The following is a 26,197-nucleotide window of genomic DNA, read 5'->3' on the forward strand; positions in this document are numbered from 1 at the left end:
TATGTCTATTTTCAAATAGGCATACTATCGGGATTTGTGTAGTTTAAAGTATTTTAAACATACCTCGATCTAAAAATACTGTCTTTCAATTTTGAAATTAGATGATGAATTCACGGTACCATGAGCATTATTTTCCTAATACAAAATTAGCTTCACCGACACCCATTTCCGCGTCAACTGTAATAATGACATCTGCATGATCAAATGCATCATTTACATAGACACCTTCTCCTTTAGAAATAAACCCTTCCATATTCGTGCTGCCAATACCTTTTTCCGCTTTTATTTCAACGCCGACTTCCCTTGGGAGAATAATTGTGGACTCTCCAACACCCATTTCAAGCTTAACATCAAAACTTTCTTCCCATGATCCACTTAAATCCACAGTTGTTCTTCCAACCCCAGATTCGATATCTAACTTTTGTAACTTTACTCCCTGTAAATCCAAACTCGTATCTGCAGCACCTGTGCTCACCTTTAAATCAATCGGTATTTCATTTGTAAGTGCAAGATCCCAATCATTTTTTAATTTTCCTCTTTTAATCTTTTTTATGCTCTTTTTAGGTTGATCAATAGTCACTTTTCCTTTTTCGCCATTTAATTTATACGTCACATCTGGTTCTAAGCTGGAATAATTATAATCAATTGTTCCATTTACCCAATCATCTGCCCCAGACGAAATATCGACTATTCCATAACCAATTTCTAAATTAATCGCTAATTTTTCAGCATTGTCTTTTTCAATGATAATGTCATCGGACACTTCTTTTTTTATAATATCTTTACATCCAACCAGTAACACGCTTATTACGATCATGATGATAACTACTGTTCTCTTTTTCACGATAACTTCTCCCTTAAAGTAAATTGTATCATTATTATACACAACTGAATTTGGATATGAAGCAACGGAAGATTTAATTATAGTTAAGACTTTAGGCTTATTAATCATTCTAATAAATATTTGAATATTTGATTGACCATTGGAAAAAATATGTATATAATATAAATAATCAAATGAACGTTTGAATGTGTAGTAATGGAGGTATGAAAATGGTTGATCATACAGATGAATTTTATTTTGATAAAGGAAAAGTAGACCAAATAAAGCCATTGATGTCTGATGTTAACGATGTAGAACTAATTTTTAAAGCACTTGCAGATCCAACACGATTAAAAATTGCTTATGCGTTAACATTAACAGAAGAATTGTGTGTCAATGATGTTGCACACATTATTGATGCAACCACTGCAACTGCCTCACACCACTTACGCTTATTACGCCATATGAAATTAGCAAAATACCGTAAAGAAGGAAAAGTAGTTTTTTATTCTTTAGATGATGATCATGTTCGTCAATTAGTATACATTGCAATGGTACACGCGAAAGAGGGAGAATAACATGGCAAAGGAAAAGGTTTATCGTCTAGAAGGACTTTCATGTGCAAACTGTGCAGCAAAATTTGAAAAGAATATTCGTCAAATCGATACAGTCGAAAACGCAGCAGTTAATTTTGCAGCAGCAAAGGTTTCTGTTCAAGGTGATGCATCGATTAAACAATTAGAAGAAGCAGGTGCATTTGACCATATTAAAGTTTTTACTGATCATGAAGAAATAGTGACAAAACAATCTTTTTGGAAAAAACGTGAAAATATTTCTGCTCTTGTGTCACTGCTTATTTTAGTCATTGGTATTGTAACACAATTTGCTTTAGGGATGGAAAATCCTATCGTTATCAGTATCTTCATTTTATCGATTATCATCGGCGGTTTCGACCTTTTTAAAACTGGCTTAAAAAATTTATTTCAATTTTATTTTGATATGAAAACATTGATGACAATCGCCATTATCGGGGCAGTTTTCATCGGTGAGTGGATGGAAGGAGCCATCGTCGTTTTATTATTTGCCCTAAGTGAGGCATTGGAGAGCTATTCAATTGATAAAGCACGGCATTCGATCCAATCTCTAATGAATATTACACCTAGTAAAGCTTCCATTCGTAGGGATGGACAAATCGTAGAACTAGATGTTAAACAAATTAAGGTCGATGATGTCATGGTTATTAAGCCTGGAGAAAAACTCGCCATGGACGGCGAAGTTATTAGTGGGCAAACCTCAATCAATCAAGCTGCAATTACTGGTGAATCCATTCCAATTCATAAAACGGTCGGTGATGAAGTGTTTGCCGGAACAATAAATGAAGAAGGATCAATTGAGGTTCGAGTAACAAAGTTGGTTGAAGATACAACCATTGCAAAAATTATCCATCTCGTTGAAGAAGCCCAAGCAGAAAAAGCACCTGCCCAACATTTTGTTGATACATTTGCAAAATATTATACTCCCGCAATTATGACGATTGCTTTGTTCGTCGCGGTTACGCCCCCTCTTTTATTTGCAGGTGATTGGTCTAAATGGATCTACTTGGGGCTTGCAACACTCGTAGTGGGATGTCCATGTGCTCTAATCATATCAACTCCCGTTGCGATCGTCACTGCAATTGGAACTGCCGCAAGACATGGAGTATTAATAAAAGGCGGTGTGCATTTAGAGGAAACGGGTCGTCTACGTGTCATTGCATTTGATAAAACTGGAACAATCACAACAGGAAAACCAGATGTAACAGAAGTGATTTCCCTTTCTAATGTGGACACGAATGAAATATTAAAAATTGCAACGGCCATTGAAACATTTTCACAACACCCGATAGCTTCTGCAATCATTCGTGAAACGGAAAGAAGAAATATAACCGCATATAGTGCAGAAAAATTTCATTCTATTACTGGTAAAGGTGCGAAGGCTTTCGTCAATGAAAGGGAGTATTTCATTGGTAATATTGCATTGTTTTCCAGCGTTATTGAGATTCCTCATACAATAGTTGAATTAAGTAAGAAATTACAACAAAAAGGGAACACCGTTATGCTAGTCGGTTCTCATGAAAATGTGATTGGACTCATTACAGTTGCTGATCAGGCAAGGGCAGGAAGCCAATCTGTAATGGAACAATTGAAGCAACTTGGTATTAAAAAGACAATCATGTTAACCGGTGATAATCTTTTTACTGCCAAAACAATTGCACGTGATACAGGTATAACAAATGTAAAAGCTGATTTATTACCGGAAGACAAATTAGTAGCTATGAAGGAGTTACAGGAAGAAAATGGTCGAGTAGCCATGGTTGGTGACGGTGTAAATGATGCTCCAGCTCTAGCAAACGCAACAGTCGGAATTGCGATGGGTGGTGCTGGTACAGATGTGGCATTGGAAACTGCTGACATCGTCTTAATGGAAGATGATTTAAATAAACTTCCGTTTACCATTTCACTAAGTCGCCGCGCCTTACAAATTATCAAGCAAAATATTTCTTTTTCTCTCGGGTTAAAAATAATCGCTCTTCTCTTAGTGATTCCCGGTTGGTTAACATTATGGATGGCGATTATTGCTGATGTCGGTGCCACACTCATTGTCGTTTCAAATTCCATGAGACTCATGAGTTCAAGTAGACAAAAACAACTTATGTCGCAACCTTTAAGCAAATGAAATAGATTTGTTCAAGTTGGCGACTAGTTATAAAGCTACCGATTACGATTTCAAAAAAGTAGAGCAGAATGAACGCTCTACTTTTTGCTTATCTTTTCGGGTAGTCCTTTTATTTCTCGTAAATAATTATAAATAGTATAGCGAGAAATATTCATTTTATCCGCTATGATTGGAATGCTTTTATGGATGGAGAATGCACCTTTCTCATGTAAGTAGCGAACCATTTCAACTCGCTCTTTTTTTCTCATAAATGCAATTGGTTTTCCAATAAACTCAACCGCATTAGCAAAAAACTCATCCAATTGTCTTTCCAGATGCTCATCCTTTTCAACTGTTGCTTCATAGTCATTCCCTACATGGATTAAGTCACTTACTACACTGTGAACCATTAACATATTAGTATAATCATAGTGAATACCAAGTGCAAAATGATAACCATTACCCTTTGCATGAAAAGTGGAACATTTAATAGAATGATTGTTTTCAGTGATTCCTTTATTATTAATTATATCGATCCCTTTATACAATTTATCCATTTCCGATTTTCCAAAAGTAGTGAATTCATCTCTTTCGGAAAGTTGTTTACTTGTATTGTATAAAATAGTTGCTTTATGGTTTTCTATATCGCGAATAACTACTTCACAGTTATTACCAAACATCATTGCGATTCCATCTGCAACTCTTTTTAAAAAGTCTAACATCTTTTCTCGTCCCATTATTCCGCCCCCATTTAATCGAAGGTCCGATTAAATAAAAATTCTGTAAATTCATGTTGTTTGAGTATTATTATACGAACTTACTAATAATAATGCAACGAAATAGTGATTATTTACTATTCTATATAAATCTCCCTATTATATATCGTTCTTTTTGGAATGATCTCAACTTTCGCACCAATAAAATAAGTTCAAACAGTTTGCTTGGTAAAGCTTGAGGTACTTCTAATGATATCCTTGACAACCTCGGTATAATAAACTGAATTTAGCTGATAGGATGTCTACTGGAGGTCTGCAGTCCTAATACATCTTCGCTTGCCGTGGACAGCTGTTGAGCTCCCTTCGCGCTGACGCACTACGTGATCCTCACCTAGGCCTTCCTCCCACAGGCGTCTTGATGGATTTAAACTGCTCTGAATGATAAATATGATTTAGCCCTCTAATGATGTTTCCAGTATATATCTCCAAACGAGTCTGGGTGAGCGCAGTCCGGCGACTCCTGCGGGAAAAGCAACGGCTGAAGATCCCCGAAGAAGTTATTTTCTTCTGAGGTAGCAGAAGCGTTGCCCTCGGAAAGCGTCCGCACGGAGCGAGCCCAGACGGATATCAGCTTAAACTTAAGAGCAAATGAATCATCCAAAGTCAACTTTACCACTGTATCTTCAGTCCATTTAATTCTACCAAGACTTTCTTGTTCATTTCACTATGCGAAAGTCGGGAAATGATTATTAATTTTTCATTCGTGGATCAAGAGCATCCCTTAGTCCATCCCCAATCAAATTAAAACCAAGGACGACAAGCATAATACATAGTCCAGGCGCAATTAAAGTCCATGGTGCTAACTGAATAAAATCACGAGAATCAGCCAGCATTTTCCCCCATTCTGGTAATGGAGGCTGGGCACCTAGCCCTAAAAAACCTAAGGCAGCAGCGTCGAGAATTGCGGTACCGAACCCTAATGTCGTTTGCACGATAATCGGGGCTAAACTATTTGGCAATATATGATGAAAGATAATTCGCCCATTTTTCATCCCTTGTGCACGTGCAGCTAAGATAAACTCTTCTTCACGTAAACTAATTACTTTCGAACGAACGAGTCGACCAAAAATAGGAATATTAATAATTGCAATAGCAATTAATGCATTTTGTAAAGATGCACCTAAAATTGCTACAATGGCGATCGCAAGTAAAATACTCGGAAACGCGAGCATAATATCAAAAATACGGGAAATGATCATGTCGACCCAGCGCCCGAAGTAACCGGCGATCAGTCCAAACAACGTACCAAAGATTAATGCACCAGTTACAGCAAAAAATCCAACCTGAAGTGAAATTCTAGCGCCATAAGCAATTCGGGTAAAAATATCTCTCCCTACATCATCTGTCCCTAGCCAATGTTCGGCTGAAGGTGGTTTCAATCTATCTTGTAGTACTTGTTGCTCATATCCATATGGAGTGAGTAAAGGTGCAAATAATCCGACCAGAATAAAAGTAATGATGATGATAAAACCAATTAACGCAAATTTATTTTTACGTAATTGCCTGACCGTATCTTTCCATGGAGAAGTGGCTCTTATTTCTTCCTCCATTTGAAGTGCTAAGGCGGGGGAAGATAATTGACTTTCTTGTCTTTCTTCATTATTCATCTTATCGCCCCCTCCTAATATTTGATCCTTGGATCTATGTACGTGTAAAGTAAATCAACGATCAAATTAATCATAACAAAAATAAATGCGATGACTAAAATTCCCGATTGTATCACTGGATAATCCCTGTAGTTAATTGCATCAAAAATATACCTACCTATCCCTGGCCAACTAAAGATTGTTTCCGTTAAAATAGCCCCTCCGAGCAACACACCTGTCTGTAAGCCAATGACCGTTAATACCGGAATCATTGCATTTTTTAATGCATGTTTATAAATAATTAAAAATTGCCCCGAACCTTTTGCTCGTACTGTTCTTATATAGTCAGATTGCATCACTTCTAACATAGTCGATCTTGTCATCCGGGCAATAATAGCCATTGGAATGGTCCCCAAAGCAATACTAGGTAATACTAAATGTTTTAATGCCGTTACCATTTGAGTAAAGTCCATCTTTATAAACGTATCGATCACATAAAAGTACGTAATTGCTTCGATCGGATCACGATTATTTTGCCTACCGTGAGCTGGAAACCAACCTAATTCCTGTGCAAATATCCATTGTTCCATTAAAGCTAGCCAAAAAACTGGTATGGAAACACCGATAAGTGCAACAAACATAGCTAAAAAATCAAACCATGAATTTTGCTTCCAAGCACTAATAATGCCAGCATTCACACCGACAAAAACAGCAAACACCATCGCAAAAAAGGTTAATTCGAATGTTCCAGCGATATACGGCCAAATCTCTTTCACAATCGGAGCTTTTGATTTCAAAGAGGTTCCTAAATCGCCTTGGAGCAGTCCTTTTATATAAAGAAAATATTGTTTAAAGTATGACTCGTTTAACCCCATACTCTCTTCCAAACTTTTGATTGCCGCTTCTGTTGCATTTTGTCCTAAAATTGTTTGGGCGGGACTCCCTGGAATTAAATGAACAATAGAAAAAGTAATTAAAGTCATTCCTAGTAAAACTGGAATTAACATTAATAAGCGACGTATCGTGTACGAAAGCATTCTTTCACCCCAGTTCTAGTTCTTTACGATTGTCCAATAGGAAAGAAAAAGTTCAAATTTTTATCAATAATAAAATAGGAACGTTAAAATGCATCTTCTGCAAATTCCACACGTGAAAGGTAGGTAACAGGCCTCTTTCCGATATAAAGCTTCTTGTCAGAGATTTGTAACGTAAAGAAAGTAGAGGGACAAGTTATCTTACCTCATCCCCTGCTAATACACACTCACCCTATTCTAAATCGACTTCTTCTAATGATTCACTTGTTGATAAGTGAGGTACGTAGTTTTTAACAGTGCTCGACGATGCCATGACTGGCGTTGAATGCACTAGCGGAACCATTGGAACATCTTCAGCAATAATTGCTTGAGCCTCCTTATACATATCAGCCCTTTTCTCTTGATCGATCTCCACTTTTGCTTCATTCAATAATTGATCCACTTTATCACTTTGATAGAATTCACGGTTGCTATCTCCAATAAGATCTCCATGTAGTAAACTACTTAAGAAATAATCGGGATCACCATTTGTGCCTGACCAGCCAAGCATATAAATTTGGTGTTCTCCTGCTGCCGTCTTTTCTAGATACGGAGCCCACTCTTCACGAACGATATTTACCGTAATCCCAATTTCTGCTAAGTTATTTTGAATAATTTCGGCCGTTTTTTCAGGATCTGGCATATAAGGTCTTGCCACTGGCATCGTCCATAAATCAATTTCCAATCCATCTTCATATCCCGCTTCTGCCAACACCTCTTTTGCTTTTTCAACATCATATTGGTACCCTTCTACATCATCGTTATACCCTAAATAACTAGGTGGCAATGGGTTTTTTGCGACGGTTCCATATCCAGCATATAGTGCATCAACAATTGCCTCACGGTCAATTGCATGACTAATTGCTTGTCTTAATAATTCATTATCTAGTGGCTCATTTTGGACATTAAAACCGACATAGCCAAAATTATTTTCATCGCGGGCATATAATGTTAAGTCCTCATCTGTTTCCACACCAGCTGCGTCATCAGGATTTAGTCCATCCATAATATCGATATCGCCTGAGCGTAGAGCGATTAGTCTTGCCGCATTATCAGGAATAACTTCAAAAATTAGTCGATCTAATTTTGGTAGTCCTTCTTTCCAGTAATCTTCATTCTTCTCTAAAATGATCGAATCATCTTTCGTCCAGCTAATAAATTTAAACGGTCCAGTCCCGACTGGATTTTCATTTATTTCCGGGCCATATTCTTCGAGTGCAGCTGGTGAAGTAATCGCAAAATACGTCATTCCCATATTTTGCAAGAAAAACCCTAACGGCGTATTTAAATTAAATTCAACTGTATGATCATCCACTACTACTACTTCATCCACGACATGCCCTTCATCTCCTTTATGTCCACCGAACATGGCCGAATACATAAAGTAGACATAGTCATGATCGGCAAATGCATATTCATGCTCTGGGTCGGCAAATCGATCAAAATTTATTTTTACTGCTTCTGCATTAAAATCTGTTCCATCATGGAATTTAACCCCTTCTTGTAGATAAAACGTATATTTCAGCCCATCATCTGAAACTTCCCATTCTTTCGCTAAACCAGGTTCCAATTCAAATGAATCAGGTGCAAAATCAATTAATGTTTCTAGCACTTGTCTTGTAACTCGCGATGACTCCCCATCAGAAGTGCTTCCTGGATCTAAACTTTCAGAATCCCCTCCTCTTGCAAATACTAACGTTTTTTCTCCGCCACTATCTTCTGTTGCATCACTTCCGTCATCTGTTTCGGTTGTATCAGCATCTCCCTCTGCCTCTGACGGTTCATCCTCTCCCCCACCACATGCACTTAAAACGAGCATAAGTAGGAACATAAGCATTAATAAGAGTGACCATTTAGACCTTTTACTCCTCACCTGAACTTACCCCCCATTTTGATTTTTTGCGATTGTTATAGTGGTTATATATCAATCGCATATAAGATAAATCATTTGTTACTTAATCATAAAGATGACAGGCAACAAAATGATGATCTTCTGCTTCAAGAAAATCTGGCTTTATTTGTTTACAAATATCCATCGCTTTAGGACATCTCGTATGAAACACACACCCACTAGGCGGACTTGCCGGATTTGGTACATCACCTTGTAATATAATTCTGTCTTTTTTTACATCCGGATCCAAGGAAGGTACAGCGGATAACAATGCTTGAGTGTATGGATGTTTCGGTTTTTCATACAGTGTATCTTTATTTGTTAGCTCTACCATATTTCCTAAATACATCACACCAACACGATCACTAATATGTTTAACAACACTTAAATCGTGAGCAATAAAGATGTATGTTAAATTAAACTCGTCCCGTAATCTACTCATTAAATTTAAAATTTGTGATTGTACAGAAACATCGAGCGCTGAAACAGGTTCATCACAAATGATGAGTTTCGGATTGTTAGCAAGTGCACGTGCTATTCCAATCCGTTGTCTTTGTCCACCGCTAAATTGGTGTGGATAACGTGATGCATGATATGCGCTTAATCCGACAACTTCAAGCAATTCATGTACCCGTTCTTTTCTTTTTTCAGCAGAAAGTTCACTGTGAATTAAAAGTGGTTCAGAAATTATCTTCTCAACTGTATGTCGAGGATTTAACGATGCATATGGATCTTGGAAAATAATTTGCATATCCCTTCTTAATTTTCGCATCTCTTCATCGCTAATATCGGTAATATCATGATCTTCAAATGTAATTTTTCCGGCAGTTGGTTCGATCAATCTTAAGATCGCTTTTCCAGTCGTCGATTTTCCACAACCAGATTCACCAACAATTCCTAATATCTCACCTTCCATGACTGTAAAAGAAAGGTCGTTTACCGCTTGGACTGAACCAATTTTACGACTGAACACTCCACCCGTAATAGTAAAGTGTTTCTTTAAACCGCTAACTTCCAATAGTGGCTTTGCCATTTTTAAACGCATCCCCTTCAAGTTGATCGTGTAAAAAACATCTGCTTCGTCGTTCATTTTGAAAAGAGTATAAGGAAGGGTTTTGTTCAAAGCATTTCTTAAATGCAAACTCACATCTTGGAGCAAAACGACAGCCTACTCTTCCCATTTTTGGTCGTGGGACTGTACCTGATATAGAATAAAGCGCTTGATTTTTTTCATCTAATTTTGGTAAGGAACGTATTAAGCCTTTTGTATAAGGATGTTGTGGGTCTTTTAACACGTCTCTCACTGTCCCTTGCTCAACTACCTGTCCAGCATACATAACGATGACACGATCACACATTTCCGCTACGACACCTAGATCATGTGTAATTAATAATATGGCAGTATTTTTCTCTTCATTTAATTTTTGCATCAATTCCAATATTTGCGCTTGAATGGTTACATCTAGTGCAGTTGTTGGTTCATCAGCAATCAGTAACTCTGGCTCACATGACATCGCCATTGCAATCATCACCCTTTGTCTCATTCCCCCAGATAATTGATGAGGATATTCTGCCATTACTTCTTCAGCTCTTGGGAGACCAACTATCTTTAATAGTTCAATAGATTTTTGATGGGCTAGTTTTTTGCTTATCTTTTTGTGAATTCTAATTGCTTCTCTTAATTGGTTTCCAATCGTAAAAAGAGGGTTAAGCGATGTCATTGGTTCTTGAAAAATCATGGCAATTTCATTCCCACGTATTTCTTTCATTCGTTTATTTTTAACTTTTACTAAGTTTTCTTTTTTGAAGTAGATGTCACCGCTTACAATTTTTCCAGGTGGGTCAGGAACTAATTGCATAATGGATAAGGAAGTAACACTTTTACCACAACCAGACTCTCCGACGATACCAACTACTTCTCCTTTATTTACATGTAAACTTACTCCATCAACAGCAGGAATCTCGCCTTCATCTGTAAAAAAGTGTGTATGAAGCTCTTTTATATTTAGTATCATTTCTGACATTCACAATCCCCCAATCCATTCTCTATAACTATGCCTTTTACTTGCTTCGTAAAATAATGGAAACACGTCATAATAAATACATATATGGTTAAAAAAGCTTACGTTAACAATAAGTCGATAAAGTCCATTTGTCAAGATTAATATGAACAATCTTTTAAAGATTACCTATATTCAGACATTTATCGACATGATTCGCTAAGAAAAGTGTTCTTATTTCGATCACTAAAAATACCTACTCGTTAAAAATTAGCATTCTATTCCTCCAGTTCCATTCTATACGACTATTTAGTTACTCAACTTTCGCACCAAGAAAACGAGTTCAAACAGTGCTTGGTTAAGCTTGGCGTGCTTCTAATAATATCCTTGACAACCTTAGTATAATAAACTGTTTTCTAAAAGATGGGACTGCGAATCCTTTTCCTACCAATAAGAGTTATTTTATAAAGGATAACTGTGTATTTTTCGCTGGAACTGCGCATTCATGTTTGGAACCCTGCATTTTTCGTTGAAACTGCGCATTCCTGATTTGAACCCTGCATTTTTCGTTGAAACTGCGCATTCCTGGTTTGAACCCTGCATTTTTCGCTGGAACTGTACATTCTTGGTTTGAACCCCGCATTTTTCGCTGGAACTGTTCATTCTTGGTTTGAACCCCGCATTTTTCACTGGAACTGTGCATTCTTGGTTTGAACCCCGCATTTTTCGCTGGAACTGAGCATTCTTGGTTTGAACCCCGCATTTTTCACTGGAACTGCACATTCTTGGTTTGAACCCCGCATTTTTCGCTGGAACTGAGCATTCTTGGTTTGAACCCCGCATTTTTCACTGGAACTGCGCATTCCTGGTTTGAACCCTGCATTTTTCGCTGGAACTGTACATTCTTGGTTTGAACCCCGCATTTTTCGCTGGAACTGAGCATTCTTGGTTTGAACTGTGCATTTTTCACTGGAACTGTGCATTCTTGGTTTGAACCCCGCATTTTTCGCTGGAACTGAGCATTCCGGTTTTGAACCCTGCATTTTTCGTTGAAACTGCGCATTCCTGGTTTGAACCCTGCATTTTTCGCTAGAACTGCCCATTCTTGGTTTGAACCCCGCTTTTTGCTTCTGACATTCCTTAGCGAAGGATAAAAGCGAGAACGGAGACCCCGAAACGAGTGAGGCGGGTTAAGGTCGCAACGTCCTTCGCAACACCGGCACTAGCACGTCCTGGGAATGTGCATTCCCTCGTCCCATCGAAGACATTGCGACTGCGATTACTCGTCGCAATAAACATTGTGCGTCAGAGGCTTAGCAGCCGCCCATGGAAAAGAAGACACTGTGAAAGTGACCAAAGGGAGCTTGAACAGATGTCACCCTTATGCCTGTAGTGAAAACGGCTGTCTGTAGCGGAAATCAACGTTGCTGTGACTAGGTTTGTAGAGAATATATTAAATTAGTTACTGCGTAGCTTATTTCAAATGCGTGATAAGAGCAAATAAACGTAACAAAAAGAGCGGGAGTTTAGGTGTAAATAGACTGCTTTCCAGCAAATAATTAATCCAAAGTCAATTTGATCACTGTATCTACATCCAACTTCATTCTATGAAGGCCTTTTTGTCCATTTTACTTTGCAACGGTGAGCGCTTTACAACTGGTAAACTTTTTTTCAGAGAAAATGAATTATTTTTTTGTCTATACTGTTTTGGGGTCATGCCATTAAATCGTTTAAACAAGGTAGTGTAATAACTTTGATTACAAAAGTTGAATAATAAAGCAATATCTAATACGGATGAATCGGTATATTTTAAAAAATAGATCGATTCATCAATTTTCTTTCGATTAATATATTCTTTAAGAGGAATGCCGACAATCTCGTGAAATAAGGCAGATAAATAATTTGGGCTTACATTTGTTTCCAATGCTATTTCTTTCAATGAGAGTGGATGCAAAATATGGACATGAATATAATGAATTGCTTGATCAATGATATCATTTTGATAAGGATTTTTTTGATAATCACGAATCGCTTTTATAAAATATTGGATCATTTCATACTCAATATTTGCTAATTGTTTTTCGTCATTGGCCCCATCTATTTTTCGAATAAAAACATCGCTTAAATTAAATGCATATTCAGGTGTTACTCCGGCTTCAATCGTTGCTCTAGCGAAGAGTGTGCATGAGCAGATAAGTGAATTTTGCAAAGAACGGAATGGGGATCTGGATAAACGTGCTTTTTCTAATTTATTAATTTTTTGTAACACGATTTCAGCTTGCAGTTCATCTGCTTGTGATATCCAGTATAATAACTCTTTTTCCAACGTATAGGATGGATGTGAAAAGAAAGATTCCTCATTTTCTTTCCGCGCTCCCAAAAACTGTTGAATGACATTACGTTCAATATTAGGAGATCTTTTCATCCATCTTTCCCCTCTCAAAGATCGTAAATTTATAGTAAAAATAGTAATTATTTAATATAACTTTATAACGAAAGCACTTACAATACAAACAAAAGATAAAAGGGAGGGCAACATAATGAAGTTTTATCGAGCGATATTTTCGATTATTTTATTATTATCCATGATGATGATTGTTGCATGTTCACAAGGGGAAGATGATGCGACAGATGGTACAAATGAAAGCACAGATGCAGAAACAGAAACATCAGATGAAAAAGAAGCGGATTCGGGTGATTCCATCGTCCTAAAAGTAGCGATTCAAAACGATGATACCCCTGGGACTCAAGCATTGATTGATGCATTCAATGAAAGCCAAGACAAGTATACGGTAGAATGGGATGCATTAACGAATGACTCAGCCCAAATGCATGACCAACTACTAAACTCATTAACTAGTGGATCCAGTGAATATGATGTCATTTCCATGGACGTTGTATGGGCTGGTGAGTTTGCTGGAGCTGGATTTTTAGAACCGATTGACGTATTTATGAAGGATGCCGGATTAAGTAAAGATCAGTTTAACGCTGGTTCGATGGATTCTGGCAACTATACTGGTAAGCAATATACGTTACCACTTTTTCCAGACCTTGGATTACTTTATTATCGTACTGATATTGTAAGCGATGAAGATGCCGCAAAGCTTGAAAATGGTGACTACACATATGAGGATTTATATGATATGGCTGAAAACTATGTGGGAGAAGATGGTACTGAATATGGATTTTTATATCAATCAAAACAGTATGAAGGTTTAACCGTTAATGTGACCGAATTTACAAAAAGCTACACGGAAATTGAAAAAGGATTAGAAATGATGCATACATTCACGGAAGCGTCATTTAGTCCGAAAGATTTACTTAATTTCACAGAGGCGGAAACCCATACAAATTTTGAACAAGGAAACGCTGTTTTCGCTCGAAACTGGCCTTACCAGTTCGGTCGGATCCAAGCAGAAGAGGATGGAGTAGAAGTATCAGTTGATCAAGTTGGCATCGCTCCATTACCGAACGGTGGCTCTGTAGGCGGCTGGTTGCTCGGTATTAATAAACATTCTGAACATGTTGAAGGTGCTTGGGAGTTCATTTCCTTTGCAGCTGGAGAAGAAGGACAAAAAGTAATGTCTACAGAAGGCGGCTATATCCCTGGATTTAATGCCTTATTAGAAGATGACGAAGTGCTCTCTTCCAATGAATTACTTTCCTTTCCAGGATTCCAAGTTGCACTGCAAGAAACGATTGCACGCCCTGTTTCACCTGAGTATAATAAAGTATCCGATTTGATTCAAATTGATGCACATAAATATTTAAGTTCTGGTGAGGATCTTGAAGAAATTAGCACATCAATTGAAGAAGTAACGAAGGTCGAGTAACTTGAGTCAAGCATAACGAAACTTCTTATGATAAGTCCTCATAGGGAGTTTCGTTTTACACACAAGTGCAAGCTGTCACTACCACAAGGTAAGGGGATGTTTAGAAAACACACCGATCGCTTGGCAAGCCTACAGGTGGTAACTAGGTGATGTTGCATTTATGTAATTATTTACATAAGTCTTTAATGGTGAGAACGAAAGTTGCACTTACGACGCACAGGACGTGCTAGTACTGCCCACCCGCAACAAATATTTTTGATTGGACGAGTGAGCCCAGTCCTAGTCCTGAGAGGTCGCACTTTTAGCCAGTGAGCAGAAATACATTCCCCTTTTCTTTATTATTTTGGTCTTGTGCAAAACCCATCAAGAGGTGATGAAAAGTGAAGCAAAAGTTAGGCTTTACTGGTTGGCTCTATATCATACCAACCTTATTATTGATCGGTATTTTTTCCTTATGGCCTGTCTTTCAGTCCATCACTTATTCCTTATTCGATTTCAAATTAAATGAACAACAAAAGGCAGGTTTATTTATTAATGAACGGTTTAATACGAGTTTATTTAATGAAACCATTCTTTATACAGAAATGTTCTTAGAAGAAGATATGACGAATATTTCAGCAGTAGAAGATCAACAAAAAGTAGAAACCTTTTTGCATGAGATAAATTCGATTGCTACTCCATTTTCTGAGCTACAAGAAGTCATAAAAATATCGAGTGACGAGCGTGAACAGATTGAATTACTACACCAAAACGGTACTGCTTTAATAGGACATTTAAATAAGACGTACACTTTAACACACGCTGAAACATTGCCTTTAATAATGGAGGATATTAACAACAGTATTATTCCCGCCAATTTCTCTGGATTAGAAGGGTATGGAAATGTTTTTTCAGATAAAAGAATTTTCATTTCATTTATCAACACGCTCATTTTTACCGTTGTATCTGTTGGTCTTGAACTACTATTAGGGCTCTTTTTAGCACTTATCTTAAATAAAGCAATCTTTGGGCAAGGATTTGTGCGAACGACATCATTAATTCCTTGGGCGATTCCTACTGCAGTTGCAGCCTTAATGTGGGGCTATTTATATGATGGTTCAAGTGGCATTGTTGCCCATTTCTTTGAAGCACTCGGTCTTGTTGAACAATCCCAAAACTTGTTATTATCCGCTTCTGGTGCAATGGTTTCAACTATTTTAGCAGACGTCTGGAAAACAACGCCATATATGGCATTACTATTGCTGGCTGGATTACAAAATATTCCTGCATCATTATATGAAGCCGCAAGTATTGACGGGGCCTCTAAGGTTAAAAGCTTTTTTACTATTACATTGCCTTTATTAAAAACATCTATTCTGGTTGCCTTATTATTCCGTACATTGGATGCATTTCGAGTCTTTGATTTAATTTATGTTCTTACCGGTGGTGGACCAGGTGGAGCAACAGAAACGATGTCCATCTATGCATATAAGTTAATGTTTGGGCAAACAGACTTTGGCTACGGTTCTGTTGTTGTCATGGTAATGTTCGTATGTGTCGCAATCATTGCGATTATTTTTGTTCGTTTGCTTGGTACAAATTTATTAGACCGTAATTAAGGAGGGATAAACATGCGTTCAACGAGTAAAGTAAAACTAATCCCACTTGGTATCATTATTTTTCTTTTTTTATTTGCCATGCTATTTCCGTTTTTATGGATTTTTATTACATCGTTTAAAACGAGTGGCGAGATTTTTGGGGCAGGTGCATTTAGGGTCATTCCTGAAAATCCAACAATAGGAAATTATACTACTGTATTATTTGAAAAAGGAATATTACGTGCCATTTTTAATAGTTTTATCGTCGCAACGGTTACAACCATTTATGTGATCATTGTTGCAACTTTTTGCTCTTATGCCATTTCCCGTTTTCATTTCCGAGGGAAAGCTGTATTATTGGGTCTTGTTCTTGCTGTATCGATGTTCCCACAAATGATTATTACAGGTCCTATTTACAATATGTTTTATAAACTAGACTGGTTGAATAGTTATTTTGTCGTTTTACCTTATTCCACTATTACATTACCAATGGCTGTTTGGATTCTTGTTACACATTTTAATCAAATTCCGCTTGCCCTTGAAGAGTCGGCGACCATTGATGGTGCATCACGGATACAAACATTAACCAAAATTGTCTTTCCGTTGGCAGCACCAGGTGTATTTACAACAGCAATTATTACATTTATTGCCGCTTGGAACGAATTTTTATTAACCATTACCTTAAATTCTAACTCAACATATCATACGGTTCCTGTTGCAATTTCATTTTTACGCACACAATTTTCAATTCTCTGGGGGGAGGTTGCTGCAGCAACGACCATTGTAACGATCCCAACACTAATTATTGTACTAATTTTCCAGAAGCAAATTGTTTCTGGCTTAACATCGGGAGGGGTTAAAGAATAAATTTTTTTTGGCCTTCTTTCAGTGCGTGTTCAAAAAGGAAGATAAAAAAGACCGGTCGACGTTGCGACAATGGTTTCAGTGGGGCGAGCGTTAGTACAAATGCTCCTCGTCGGGACGAGTAAGCGCAAAATCCCTTCATGGGAGGAGCATTTAGCGCAGTCCCAGTCCTAAGACGTCACGCTTTTAGCCAATGACCAATAAGAAAAGAATTTTTTACTTTCTTAACTGTCAAGGCAATGCGAAGTGTCATTTTTTACCGGATGTTTTGAACACCCCCTTGAACAACATTCATAAGGAGTAAATATTTATGTCATGGACTATACAATCATATTCAACTGATGTTGAAAAGCTATTATTGGAAGAAAGTTTGTTTTTTACTGGAAATGGATATATCGGCGTTCGCGGAAATTTAGAAGAAAACAACTTACACCCCCCTAATACAATACGTGGTGCTTATGTGAACGGATTTTATGATGACGTTCCAATTTCTTATGGAGAAAAAATGTATGCATTCCCTGAAACACAACAAAAGTCCCTTAATATTACCGATACACAGACAATGGAAATTTGGTTGGGAGAAGGAGAATGGCGGGAAAAGTTTTCTTTACAAGAAGGTAAAGTCATCTCCTATGTACGATCATTATATGTTGATAAAGGTTATACTGAACGCAATATTCAATGGCAATCACTTTCTGGCCATGAAATAATCATCAATATAAAACGATTAGCGTCGTTTACAACGAAAAATTTATTTGTCCAATGCATGACTCTTAAGCCAATTAGTGGAGATATCCCCATTCAAGTAGTAAGCAAATTGGATGGAAATGTTCATAACTTTATCGATCCAACTGATCCTAGAGTTGGCCATGATGGCGAAAAACGATTAGCAATAACACGAATGGAGCATGTAGATGACGCAAATTATATCGAATTACAAACATCTAAGTCAAACTTATCGGTTGCTACATTAACTGACTTATCCGTTGACAATTCGGACGTTTCATATGAATATTCCAAGGATGATACATCATTCACAACAACGGCTACCTTCTTATTAACAGAAACGACAAAAATTGAAAAACGAACATTTTTTGCTGATTCTATTCGTTACGATCATCTTGCCAACACGTTAGTAAATCTAAAAAGCGAACTAGCATCTACTTCTTTTGAAAAAATAAAAAATGAACAACAAACGTATTTGCTAGATTTCTGGAGTCGTGCGGACATTTGTATAAAAGGAGATCGAAAGCTACAAAAAGCAATACGGTTTAATTTATTTCATATTTTACAATCAACCGGACAAGATGGGATATCAAATATTGCTGCAAAAGGATTATCTGGTGAAGGATATGAAGGTCATTATTTTTGGGATACCGAAATTTATTTACTACCAATTTTTATTATGACGGATCCAGATGTTGCAAAAAAACTATTATTGTATCGATATTCCATTCTTTCGCACGCGAAAGAGCGAGCAATCGAAATGGGACATAAACAGGGAGCCCTATTTCCTTGGCGAACTATTTCCGGTACTGAATGTTCCTCTTTCTTTCCAGCAGGAACAGCTCAATATCACATTAGTGCAGACATTGCCCATAGCTATATTCAATATTATTTGGCGACAAATGATCTCAAGTTTATGAAGCGTGCTGGGGCAGAAGTATTAATTGAAACAGCCCGTCTATGGATCGACGCTGGACATTACTATGACAACTCCTTTCGTATTGATGCGGTCACTGGACCTGATGAATACACTTGTATCGTCAACAATAACTATTATACAAATGTAATGGCAAAGCAAAATTTACAATGGGCAGTAAAGGTTTGCCACCTGTTACAGAAGTCTGATGAAACCTTTTGGGAAGCTTTTAAAGAAAGGCTGACGATTACGGAGAAAGAACTTATTTCTTTTAAATGTGCAGCGGAAAGTATGTATTTGCCTATTGATAAAGACTTATACATCAATCCACAAGATGATACTTTTTTACAAAAGAAAAAGTGGGATTTTACCAATGTACCAAAGGAACATTATCCACTTCTTTTACATTACCATCCATTAACTATTTATCGTTACCAAGTATGCAAGCAGGCAGATACGGTACTTGCACACTTATTAATAGAGGAAGAACAATCTGAAAAAGTGATGAAGAACTCATTTCATTACTATGAAAAGATAACATCACATGATTCTTCATTATCTTCTTGTGTTTTTAGCATGATGGCCGCCCGAATTGGTTGTTTAGAGAAAGCATACAATTATTTTATTCAGTCAGCAAGTCTTGATTTAGATAATACGCAAGGCAATACGAAAGATGGCCTCCATATGGCAAATATGGGTGGAACATGGATGGGCATTGTCGTTGGATTTGCGGGGATGCGATTGAAAGAATCCGGACTTCATTTTCGACCACAGCTTCCTAAACAATGGGAGGAATATTCATTTCATTTACAATATCAAAACCGGATACTTCGATTTACCGTATCAAAAGCCGATTTTCATATCGAATTATTAAAAGGATCCCCCCTATCCATTTATGTTTGGGGTAAAGAAGTAATCGTAAATAAATACAATGCAATTTCTATGTCATAAAGAAGGAGGTACTGAAATGATAAAGGCTTTTATTTTCGATTTAGATGGTGTCATTACCGATACGGCACATTTGCATTTTAAAGCTTGGAAATGGTTAGCATCTGAGAAATTTGGAATAGTCATAGATGAAAACATGCATGAACAATTAAAGGGTTTGAGTAGAATGGATTCATTAGAAAAAATTCTCGCTATCCATCATTTGAATCAGAAATATACAGTAAAAGAAAAAGTCGAGTTAACGACGACAAAAAATCTGTATTATCGAAAACTAATATCTGACATAACTCCGCGGGATATTCTCCCAGGAATAGTAGAGTTACTGGAAGAAATAAAAGGCTCAAGCTACAAATTAGCATTAGCATCTGCCAGTAAAAATGCGATTGCCATCCTCAAATCACTTGATTTATTCCAATCATTTGATTTTATTGCAGATGCTGCAATCGTAAAAAAAGGAAAGCCTGCGCCTGATATCTATTTATTAGCTGCAAAGGGACTCTCAGTAGCTCCAGAAAATTGTATCGGCATCGAGGATGCTGTTAGTGGAATTCAGTCCATTAAACATGCACATATGTTTGCGGTCGGTGTTGGAGACAAACGGCTTCTACATGAGGCGGATTATGTCGTTTCAAAGACAGAAGCATTAACATTACCGAACATGATGCAGGCATGGAACAATAGTCTAGTAAAGAAAAAAACAGATTAACTAACCTGTGCGAAACTACTAATTTTCACTTTAAAGAAAGCATAAAAAAAGCCAGTGATCAGCCGGCTCATACAATCATGGGTTGGGATTGATCTATTCCAAGACTTGGTTAGATAGTTTATGTATATGTCCATTTGCGGTAAAGGTAGCGATGTTTTCCCCAAGTGACTAGCACATTTTCTATTAAAATCGAGACACTCACTCATTTTTACTAGAAAATAGACGATCAAACAACCTATAAACAACTCCCCACATATAGTATTACTGTAATTAAAAAATAATAGAGGAGTTGTATTATAGTGAGTTGTAGAAGTGGAAGTTGTAGTACTAGGGGTAGTTTTCACGATGATGTACGGGGTGATTTTGAAGAAGAACAATGTGTTAAGGATGTAGTAAGGCGTATTATTCGAGCACAACGGAGAGCGGTTGAAGCTGAAGAAGATACTTGCTTTACGAGCTGTGATGAATCGATTGGTGAATTAATCTCGCCTTTTGAAGAAAATCGCAGGCGTCTTAGACACAATACGATTCCATTCATCTTATTTTGTAGAGAAGGTTGTAAACCATTCATCGGAAGTGGTGTAAGAAGGGAGCGCCGTAGACGAGGAGAACGACATGCTTTTGTATGTGAAGAGTCACCTATTTTCCGGGCGAAAAGCTTCGTAAAAGGCGAAGAAGACTGTGTTAGACTGGAGTTGTTACGTCCAGTTAGACATCATCATGGGCATCGTGAACATGAAGAACGTGGGGAACATCATGATAGAAAACACGGTGAACACCATCACGAACACGATAAGCATTGTCACCGTAAAACAGTTTGTGACTTCTTCCCTGATAGAGAAATTCGCGATTTTCGCGCTACGGGTATCTGTATAACTGTGGACTTAGATTGTTTCTGTGCTATTACTTGTCTTGACCCAATTACCCCTTTACGTGCTAGGCGTTTTGATGAAGACGACGATTGTTAAGGAAACTTTTGACTGCATATTAACATGCAGTCTTTTTTTCCGTTAACTTAGAGCTATTTACAGGTGTTTATTTTGAGCATAATGCACCTCATGAATTCAGTCCATTAAATGTGCACATATTTTTGCAGTCGCGTGTTGAGGACAAACAGCTTCTACATGGTGCGAATTATGTCGTTTCAAAGACAGTAGATTTAATATGATCGAACATGATGCAGGCATGGAACAATAGTCTAGTAAAGAAAAAACAGATTAACTAACCTGTGCGAAACTACTATTTTCACTTTAAAGAAAGCATGAAAAAAAGCCAGTGATCAGCTGGCTTAGAAACATGGGTTGGGATTAATCTACTCTAAGTCTTGGTTTAGATAGTATATGTATATGTCTAAATAAATAGGAAGGTAGCGATGTTTTCCCCAAGTGACTAGCACATTTTCTATTAAAATCAAGACACTCACTCATTTTTACTAGAAAATAGACGATCAAACAACCTATAAACAACTTCCCACCATATAGTGTAGTGTAATTAAAAAGTTAAAGGAGCTGTTTTTATCGTGCATTGCAGAAGTGGAAGTTGTAATAGAGGAAGTGGCGGTTGTAGTGGGGGTTGTAGTGGAGGAAGTTTTGAAGAGGAACATTGCGTAAAAGATGTAGTAAGGCGTATTATTCGTGCACAACGGAGAGCGGTTGAAGCTGAAGAAGATACTTGCTTTACGAGCTGTGATGAATCGATTGGTGAATTAATCTCGCCTTTTGAAGAAAATCGCAGACGGCTTAGACACAATACGATTCCATTCATCTTATTTTGTAGAGAAGGTTGTAAACCATTCATCGGAAGTGGTGTGAGAAGGGAACGCCATAGACGAGGAGAACGACATGCCTTTGTTTGTGAAGAGTCACCTATTTTCCGAGCGAAAAACTTCGTAAAAGGCGAAGAGGACTGTGTTAGACTGGAGCTATTACGTCCAGTTAGACATCATCATGGGCATCGTGAACACGAAGAACGTGGGGAACATCATGATAGAAAACACGGTGAACACCATCACGAACATCATGAAAAATGTGATCGTAAAACAGTTTGTGACTTCTTCCCTGATAGAGAAATTCGCGATTTTCGCGCTACGGGTATCTGTATAACTGTGGACTTAGATTGTTTCTGTGCTATTACTTGTCTTGACCCAATTACCCCTTTACGTGCTAGACGTTTTGATGAAGACGATTGTTAAGGAAACTTTTGAGGCTGGAGCATAACTAAAACGACCATATCGAAAGACGAATAATGCATTAACTTAGCGTAGGAAATATACGTAGACTCCTGCGGGAGGAAAGGGAAGGTACTGAAAAACACCCATATTTAAAAATCCATTAATTTATATGAAGAGATAAAGGAGAATTTGGGGTATTTCCCCCCATTTTCTCCATTTAATTTTTATATCGGTTTTTTTAAGGGGATTTTATCCCATTTTTTCATCCATTAGTTTCAATATCCTTTTCAGATTGACCGCAAATATTGTCGTTGCACCTTGTACCTGCCAAACAGACCTGCGGCAATAGCTTTCTTATACCCATGTCTTTGTTTTAATTCACCATTTTTTGCTTCTATTTTATACCGTTCCTTAGATAATAGTTTAAATTCTTCAGTTTCTTGGAAGGCTTTTTGTTTCTGATGTTCGGTTGATTTTATCGATACATACTATGATTTTGTTTTTGCTCCATCTTTGTAACATCCTTTCCTAAATGGGCAAAGCTTGCATTTTTCTACATCAAACATGTACCGGTGACGAACATTTTTCTTATCAGATTTGGATTTGTCCACCTTCCTATTTGTGGCTAAATGTCCTGCCTTGCACATATATGTTCCAGCATCCTTATTATATACAAAACCATCAGCTTCCCTACGTGTCCCATTTGTAACAATTGGATGTAATTTAGAAACCAAATCTATGTCATGGCTTTTTGTGTAGGCAATATTATCTTTGGATGAATAAGCTGTATCCCCGATAACTGTGTCAACTTTCATTCCAGTTTGCTTACTTTTCTCGACTAATTCCTGTAGATATTTCCATCATTTTTCTCACCTGTAGTGACAACAGAGGCTGTAATAATACGCTCATCACTCATTGCAATATGTGTTTTATATCCAAAGAAAGAAGAATCTTCTGCCTTGTGTCCAAATCGAGCATCCTCATCTATGGAGTAACTCAGTTCTAGTGTGAAATCCTCCACAGCTTCCTTTAATACATTTAGTTTTTTCTTTGACCACAGGAATCGTTGCGTGTTGTGCTTGGTTTTCCACTACCTCTATGACTTTTTTTTAATAAGCTAGCTTCTCTTCAATATCAGATGATGTTGGCTTTTTGGGGAATTCTTTCTTAAAAGCTGGATCAGTTTTGTAAATGGTTTTCCTCACTGCTTTTGAACATACGAATCGGTGATATCGCCTGGCGTCCGTTATCTAGACAATACTTTGATTCCAATTCCTCATATACAAATGTAAAGTCAACTAGTTCATTCATCCTTCTCAAAAAGTTATCTTTGGGAACTACTAAATCATAAATTACACTATATGGGCTTAAATTGAATTGAGCTTGTCCAGATATCATTGTCATCCACCTCGTATCATTTCATTACAAAAATTATACCAAATATTAAGTAACTTTCGTTCCATGAATGATAAAGAAAAAGTCAGTATTTCCCCTTTTGTGTGGAAATCGAATCCACGAAGACTCCTACGGGAAAAGCAACAGCCGAAAATCCACTTCATAAGTTTTGGAAAAACTTATGAAGTTAGTTGAGGCGTTGCCCGTGGAAAGCGTAGTGGATTCGGATGGAACACACGCGCGCTAACCGTGGGAGACTTTTTCAGTGCCCTCAGGAAAGGCATCGGTGAGACCCCACAGTGCGTCAGCACGAGGAGGCTCACCAGCCGCCCGCGGTAAAGGAGACACTGTGAAAACAAGCGATAGCGCAGGTTGAACAGATGTCGCTCTTATGCCCTGTGGTGAAAGCGAAGTATATTTCCAGAGCGGGTTATATGCAGCTACCATTGTTCGGGTTTTTCTTTGGTGAAAACACTTTTGTCCCGGTCTCTTTTTTTCCGTTAACTTAGAGCCACTTTCTATACCTGGATGTGTATTTGGAGTATCATGTACATAGAGGTGAAAAAGCATATGACTCCATTCAAACCATTATCTTCCATAAAAGAAACAGAAACCTTTATTCATCATCATACATTTACTTTTTTATATATTACACAGCCCAATTGCTCTGTTTGTCACGGACTTCAACCACAAATAGAAAGAATCATCGCCAAATATCCAAACATTCATGCTCGAACAATAGATGCTAGCAAGGTGACAGAGATTGCTGGACTTTTCTCAATTTTTACAGCTCCTGTGTTACTCCTTTTTGTAAATGGAAAAGAATATTTACGGGAGGCAAGGATCGTACAAACAGAGCTTTTGGACAAAAAAATTGCCCGAATATACGAAAACATGGTTGATTAATATAATCAACCATGTTTTCTGTATGTTAAAAAAAAGGGGGGATTGCATCATAATTTAAATGATGTATAAACTAATTTTTAAGTTCAGGATTATTAAAGTATATATCCAACCATTCACCATTTTCAGGTGGATTAGAAATAGCAATTTGTCCACTATAACTTAATGTCAATGATTTCAAATCTACTACTATAATAGAACCTAATTCATCATAATCAATTGAACTTGGGACAAAATAAAGTACGCTATCTTTAACGAGTCCTTGATAAATAATATCTGATGTAGATACATATTTATTAATCAATGGAATATCCAAATTATTTTTCAGTTTCTTTCCATCCGAATCATATCCAATAATAGTTAAGTTTTTATTGGCGACCTTGGCAAAATATAATGTATTATCTACAAACGCAAAAGGTATACCAATATCTTCATCCTTAGGTAGCACGATCTCTTCTTTTTCGCCTGTTTCGAAGTTATATTTAATAGCTTCTTTCATTTCTACAACTTCTGTATATTCATCCACTATTTCGTTACCTGAAGATTCCATATAACTAGTAAAACTATGAAGTACAATTAATTGATCCTCGTCCGTTTTGTCATTTAACATTAAATCAATACTGGAATAACCCACTTCTGAATTTCGCGAAGTTAAATCAATAATGACTTCATCATTTATTAACTGTTTTTTCTTTGTATCAAATGTATAAATATGGACTTGAGTATTTTCTTCCTCACTCAATTCATCATAGATAGAATTCATTGTTACCATCGATAATGTATCATCTTTAAATTTCACACCATACGGTTCGATATACCAAAAGTCCTTCCTATTTGGAATAGGTAAAGAAAAGGAAGTTGTTTTATTTGTATGCTTATCTAAGACAGCTATTTCAAATGTAAAGTTATCGAAACTGAAACTCCAAAAATCATACGGAGTAGACCCATATGCTAACACATCATCATTTTCAAAAAATGCGTTCGGGTCCTCTTCTTTTCCACGCATAAAATTGCGATATTCATTTTGTAATCTTTCTATTTCGATTGGACGGTAATATCCAACAGATCGGTGGATGAATGATTTATCTCTTCTATATTTAGTTCCTTCTTGATCGATTTGAAATGACTCCCCATAAATACTTGAAAATATATCACCATTGACAACAAGGGATTCTACAGCTTGATCGTTACCTTCAAGTTTATGAAAACTAAATTGCGGTAATGTACTTGTCAACGTCTTCGCATTTACATAAAAGACTCCAAATATAACAGCCGTAAATATCACCAATGCAATTAATTTCCCATACTTTTTCATC

19 protein-coding genes and 1 pseudogene are annotated in these 26,197 nt (G+C 37.1%); 10 read left to right on the forward strand and 10 right to left on the reverse strand.

From position 1 onward, the window contains the following. Nucleotides 1-127 precede the first annotated feature (127 nt). Nucleotides 128-844, reverse strand: coding sequence for a toast rack family protein (locus DFR56_RS12435; RefSeq protein ID WP_158525628.1), 717 nt, complete (start codon nt 842-844; stop codon nt 128-130). A 272-nt stretch (nt 845-1,116) separates the two neighbouring features. Here DFR56_RS12435 and DFR56_RS12440 point away from each other — a divergent pair, with 272 nt between their 5' ends. Both DFR56_RS12440 and DFR56_RS12445 read left to right on the forward strand, forming a co-directional pair. Beyond that, entirely contained in the window at nt 1,117-1,401 is a 285-nt protein-coding gene (locus tag DFR56_RS12440) for an ArsR/SmtB family transcription factor (RefSeq protein ID WP_372442871.1), read from the forward strand. A 1-nt stretch (nt 1,402) separates the two neighbouring features. Then, nucleotides 1,403-3,538 carry a heavy metal translocating P-type ATPase gene (locus DFR56_RS12445; RefSeq protein WP_110395763.1) on the forward strand — a complete coding sequence of 712 codons (2,136 nt, stop codon included), beginning with the start codon at nt 1,403-1,405 and terminating at the stop codon, nt 3,536-3,538. 77 nt (nt 3,539-3,615) lie between these two features. Here DFR56_RS12445 and DFR56_RS12450 read toward each other — a convergent pair whose 3' ends face one another. The 7 genes from DFR56_RS12450 to DFR56_RS12490 form a co-directional block, all read right to left on the reverse strand. Further along, nucleotides 3,616-4,254 carry a helix-turn-helix transcriptional regulator gene (locus DFR56_RS12450; protein ID WP_110395764.1) on the reverse strand — a complete coding sequence of 213 codons (639 nt, stop codon included), beginning with the start codon at nt 4,252-4,254 and terminating at the stop codon, nt 3,616-3,618. Nucleotides 4,255-4,982: 728 nt separating this feature from the next. Then, nucleotides 4,983-5,843, reverse strand: coding sequence for an ABC transporter permease (locus DFR56_RS12455; protein WP_377725656.1), 861 nt, complete (start codon nt 5,841-5,843; stop codon nt 4,983-4,985). Between the two features lie 71 nt (nt 5,844-5,914). Beyond that, complete coding sequence (locus DFR56_RS12460) at nt 5,915-6,916, reverse strand: ABC transporter permease (protein WP_110395766.1); 1,002 nt, start codon at nt 6,914-6,916, stop codon at nt 5,915-5,917. A 229-nt stretch (nt 6,917-7,145) separates the two neighbouring features. Then, nucleotides 7,146-8,789 (reverse strand): ABC transporter substrate-binding protein, encoded by a 1,644-nt coding sequence (locus DFR56_RS12465; protein WP_110395767.1) that lies wholly within the window; start codon nt 8,787-8,789, stop codon nt 7,146-7,148. A gap of 118 nt (nt 8,790-8,907) precedes the next feature. After that, complete coding sequence (locus tag DFR56_RS12470; RefSeq protein ID WP_110395768.1) at nt 8,908-9,876, reverse strand: ABC transporter ATP-binding protein; 969 nt, start codon at nt 9,874-9,876, stop codon at nt 8,908-8,910. Continuing rightward, nucleotides 9,851-10,867: an ABC transporter ATP-binding protein gene (locus tag DFR56_RS12475; protein WP_110395769.1), complete on the reverse strand. Its 1,017-nt coding sequence runs from the start codon at nt 10,865-10,867 to the stop codon at nt 9,851-9,853. Before DFR56_RS12475 ends, DFR56_RS12470 begins: the two co-directional genes overlap by 26 nt. Nucleotides 10,868-12,443: 1,576 nt before the next feature. Next, a complete protein-coding gene (locus DFR56_RS12490) occupies nt 12,444-13,268 on the reverse strand; it encodes an AraC family transcriptional regulator (protein WP_110395772.1) in 825 nt (274 codons plus the stop codon). A gap of 115 nt (nt 13,269-13,383) precedes the next feature. On the opposite strand from DFR56_RS12490, the gene DFR56_RS12495 reads away from it, so the two are divergent. The 7 genes from DFR56_RS12495 (at nt 13,384) to DFR56_RS12525 (ending at nt 22,604) form a co-directional block, all read left to right on the forward strand. Then, nucleotides 13,384-14,676: an extracellular solute-binding protein gene (locus tag DFR56_RS12495; protein ID WP_110395773.1), complete on the forward strand. Its 1,293-nt coding sequence runs from the start codon at nt 13,384-13,386 to the stop codon at nt 14,674-14,676. 380 nt (nt 14,677-15,056) lie between these two features. Beyond that, the gene (locus DFR56_RS12500) at nt 15,057-16,274 is read left to right on the forward strand and encodes a carbohydrate ABC transporter permease (protein ID WP_110395774.1); all 1,218 of its coding nucleotides are present in this window, start codon (nt 15,057-15,059) and stop codon (nt 16,272-16,274) included. Nucleotides 16,275-16,286: 12 nt separating this feature from the next. After that, on the forward strand, nt 16,287-17,120 hold the full coding sequence (locus DFR56_RS12505) for a carbohydrate ABC transporter permease (RefSeq protein ID WP_110395775.1): 834 nt from the start codon (nt 16,287-16,289) through the stop codon (nt 17,118-17,120). Nucleotides 17,121-17,427: 307 nt separating this feature from the next. Next, nucleotides 17,428-19,710 (forward strand): glycoside hydrolase family 65 protein, encoded by a 2,283-nt coding sequence (locus tag DFR56_RS12510; RefSeq protein ID WP_110395776.1) that lies wholly within the window; start codon nt 17,428-17,430, stop codon nt 19,708-19,710. A gap of 16 nt (nt 19,711-19,726) precedes the next feature. Beyond that, nucleotides 19,727-20,413 (forward strand): beta-phosphoglucomutase, encoded by a 687-nt coding sequence (gene pgmB / locus DFR56_RS12515; RefSeq protein ID WP_110395777.1) that lies wholly within the window; start codon nt 19,727-19,729, stop codon nt 20,411-20,413. Nucleotides 20,414-20,712: 299 nt separating this feature from the next. Beyond that, entirely contained in the window at nt 20,713-21,381 is a 669-nt protein-coding gene (locus tag DFR56_RS12520; protein WP_158525629.1) for a CotY/CotZ family spore coat protein, read from the forward strand. Between the two features lie 551 nt (nt 21,382-21,932). Beyond that, nucleotides 21,933-22,604: a CotY/CotZ family spore coat protein gene (locus DFR56_RS12525; protein ID WP_110395779.1), complete on the forward strand. Its 672-nt coding sequence runs from the start codon at nt 21,933-21,935 to the stop codon at nt 22,602-22,604. Nucleotides 22,605-22,832: 228 nt separating this feature from the next. On the opposite strand, the pseudogene DFR56_RS12530 reads toward DFR56_RS12525, so the two are convergent. After that, nucleotides 22,833-23,981, reverse strand: a pseudogene (locus DFR56_RS12530) (transposase). A gap of 567 nt (nt 23,982-24,548) precedes the next feature. Here DFR56_RS12530 and DFR56_RS12540 point away from each other — a divergent pair. Continuing rightward, complete coding sequence (locus tag DFR56_RS12540) at nt 24,549-24,884, forward strand: thioredoxin family protein (protein ID WP_110395781.1); 336 nt, start codon at nt 24,549-24,551, stop codon at nt 24,882-24,884. Nucleotides 24,885-24,954: 70 nt separating this feature from the next. On the opposite strand, the gene DFR56_RS12545 is transcribed toward DFR56_RS12540, so the two are convergent. Further along, nucleotides 24,955-26,196 carry a hypothetical protein gene (locus DFR56_RS12545; protein ID WP_110395782.1) on the reverse strand — a complete coding sequence of 414 codons (1,242 nt, stop codon included), beginning with the start codon at nt 26,194-26,196 and terminating at the stop codon, nt 24,955-24,957. Nucleotide 26,197: the final 1 nt, after the last annotated feature.

Origin of the sequence: Pseudogracilibacillus auburnensis (genome assembly GCF_003201975.1) — a bacterium.
In the GTDB taxonomy this organism is placed as follows: domain Bacteria; phylum Bacillota; class Bacilli; order Bacillales; family Amphibacillaceae; genus Pseudogracilibacillus; species Pseudogracilibacillus auburnensis.

Excerpts from the sequence above, each read along its gene's own strand:
- DFR56_RS12465 (WP_110395767.1), bottom strand. The coding sequence starts at position 8,789 with ATGCTTATGTTCCTACTTATGCTCGTTTTAAGTGCATGTGGTGGGGGA.
- DFR56_RS12460 (WP_110395766.1), bottom strand. The coding sequence starts at position 6,916 with ATGCTTTCGTACACGATACGTCGCTTATTAATGTTAATTCCAGTTTTA.
- DFR56_RS12490 (WP_110395772.1), bottom strand. The coding sequence starts at position 13,268 with ATGAAAAGATCTCCTAATATTGAACGTAATGTCATTCAACAGTTTTTG.
- DFR56_RS12475 (WP_110395769.1), bottom strand. The coding sequence starts at position 10,867 with ATGTCAGAAATGATACTAAATATAAAAGAGCTTCATACACACTTTTTT.
- DFR56_RS12545 (WP_110395782.1), bottom strand. The coding sequence starts at position 26,196 with ATGAAAAAGTATGGGAAATTAATTGCATTGGTGATATTTACGGCTGTT.
- DFR56_RS12440 (WP_372442871.1), top strand. The coding sequence starts at position 1,117 with ATGTCTGATGTTAACGATGTAGAACTAATTTTTAAAGCACTTGCAGAT.
- DFR56_RS12495 (WP_110395773.1), top strand. The coding sequence starts at position 13,384 with ATGAAGTTTTATCGAGCGATATTTTCGATTATTTTATTATTATCCATG.
- DFR56_RS12505 (WP_110395775.1), top strand. The coding sequence starts at position 16,287 with ATGCGTTCAACGAGTAAAGTAAAACTAATCCCACTTGGTATCATTATT.
- DFR56_RS12450 (WP_110395764.1), bottom strand. The coding sequence starts at position 4,254 with ATGGGACGAGAAAAGATGTTAGACTTTTTAAAAAGAGTTGCAGATGGA.
- pgmB (WP_110395777.1), top strand. The coding sequence starts at position 19,727 with ATGATAAAGGCTTTTATTTTCGATTTAGATGGTGTCATTACCGATACG.
- DFR56_RS12470 (WP_110395768.1), bottom strand. The coding sequence starts at position 9,876 with ATGGCAAAGCCACTATTGGAAGTTAGCGGTTTAAAGAAACACTTTACT.
- DFR56_RS12445 (WP_110395763.1), top strand. The coding sequence starts at position 1,403 with ATGGCAAAGGAAAAGGTTTATCGTCTAGAAGGACTTTCATGTGCAAAC.
- DFR56_RS12510 (WP_110395776.1), top strand. The coding sequence starts at position 17,428 with ATGTCATGGACTATACAATCATATTCAACTGATGTTGAAAAGCTATTA.
- DFR56_RS12455 (WP_377725656.1), bottom strand. The coding sequence starts at position 5,843 with ATGGAGGAAGAAATAAGAGCCACTTCTCCATGGAAAGATACGGTCAGG.
- DFR56_RS12540 (WP_110395781.1), top strand. The coding sequence starts at position 24,549 with ATGACTCCATTCAAACCATTATCTTCCATAAAAGAAACAGAAACCTTT.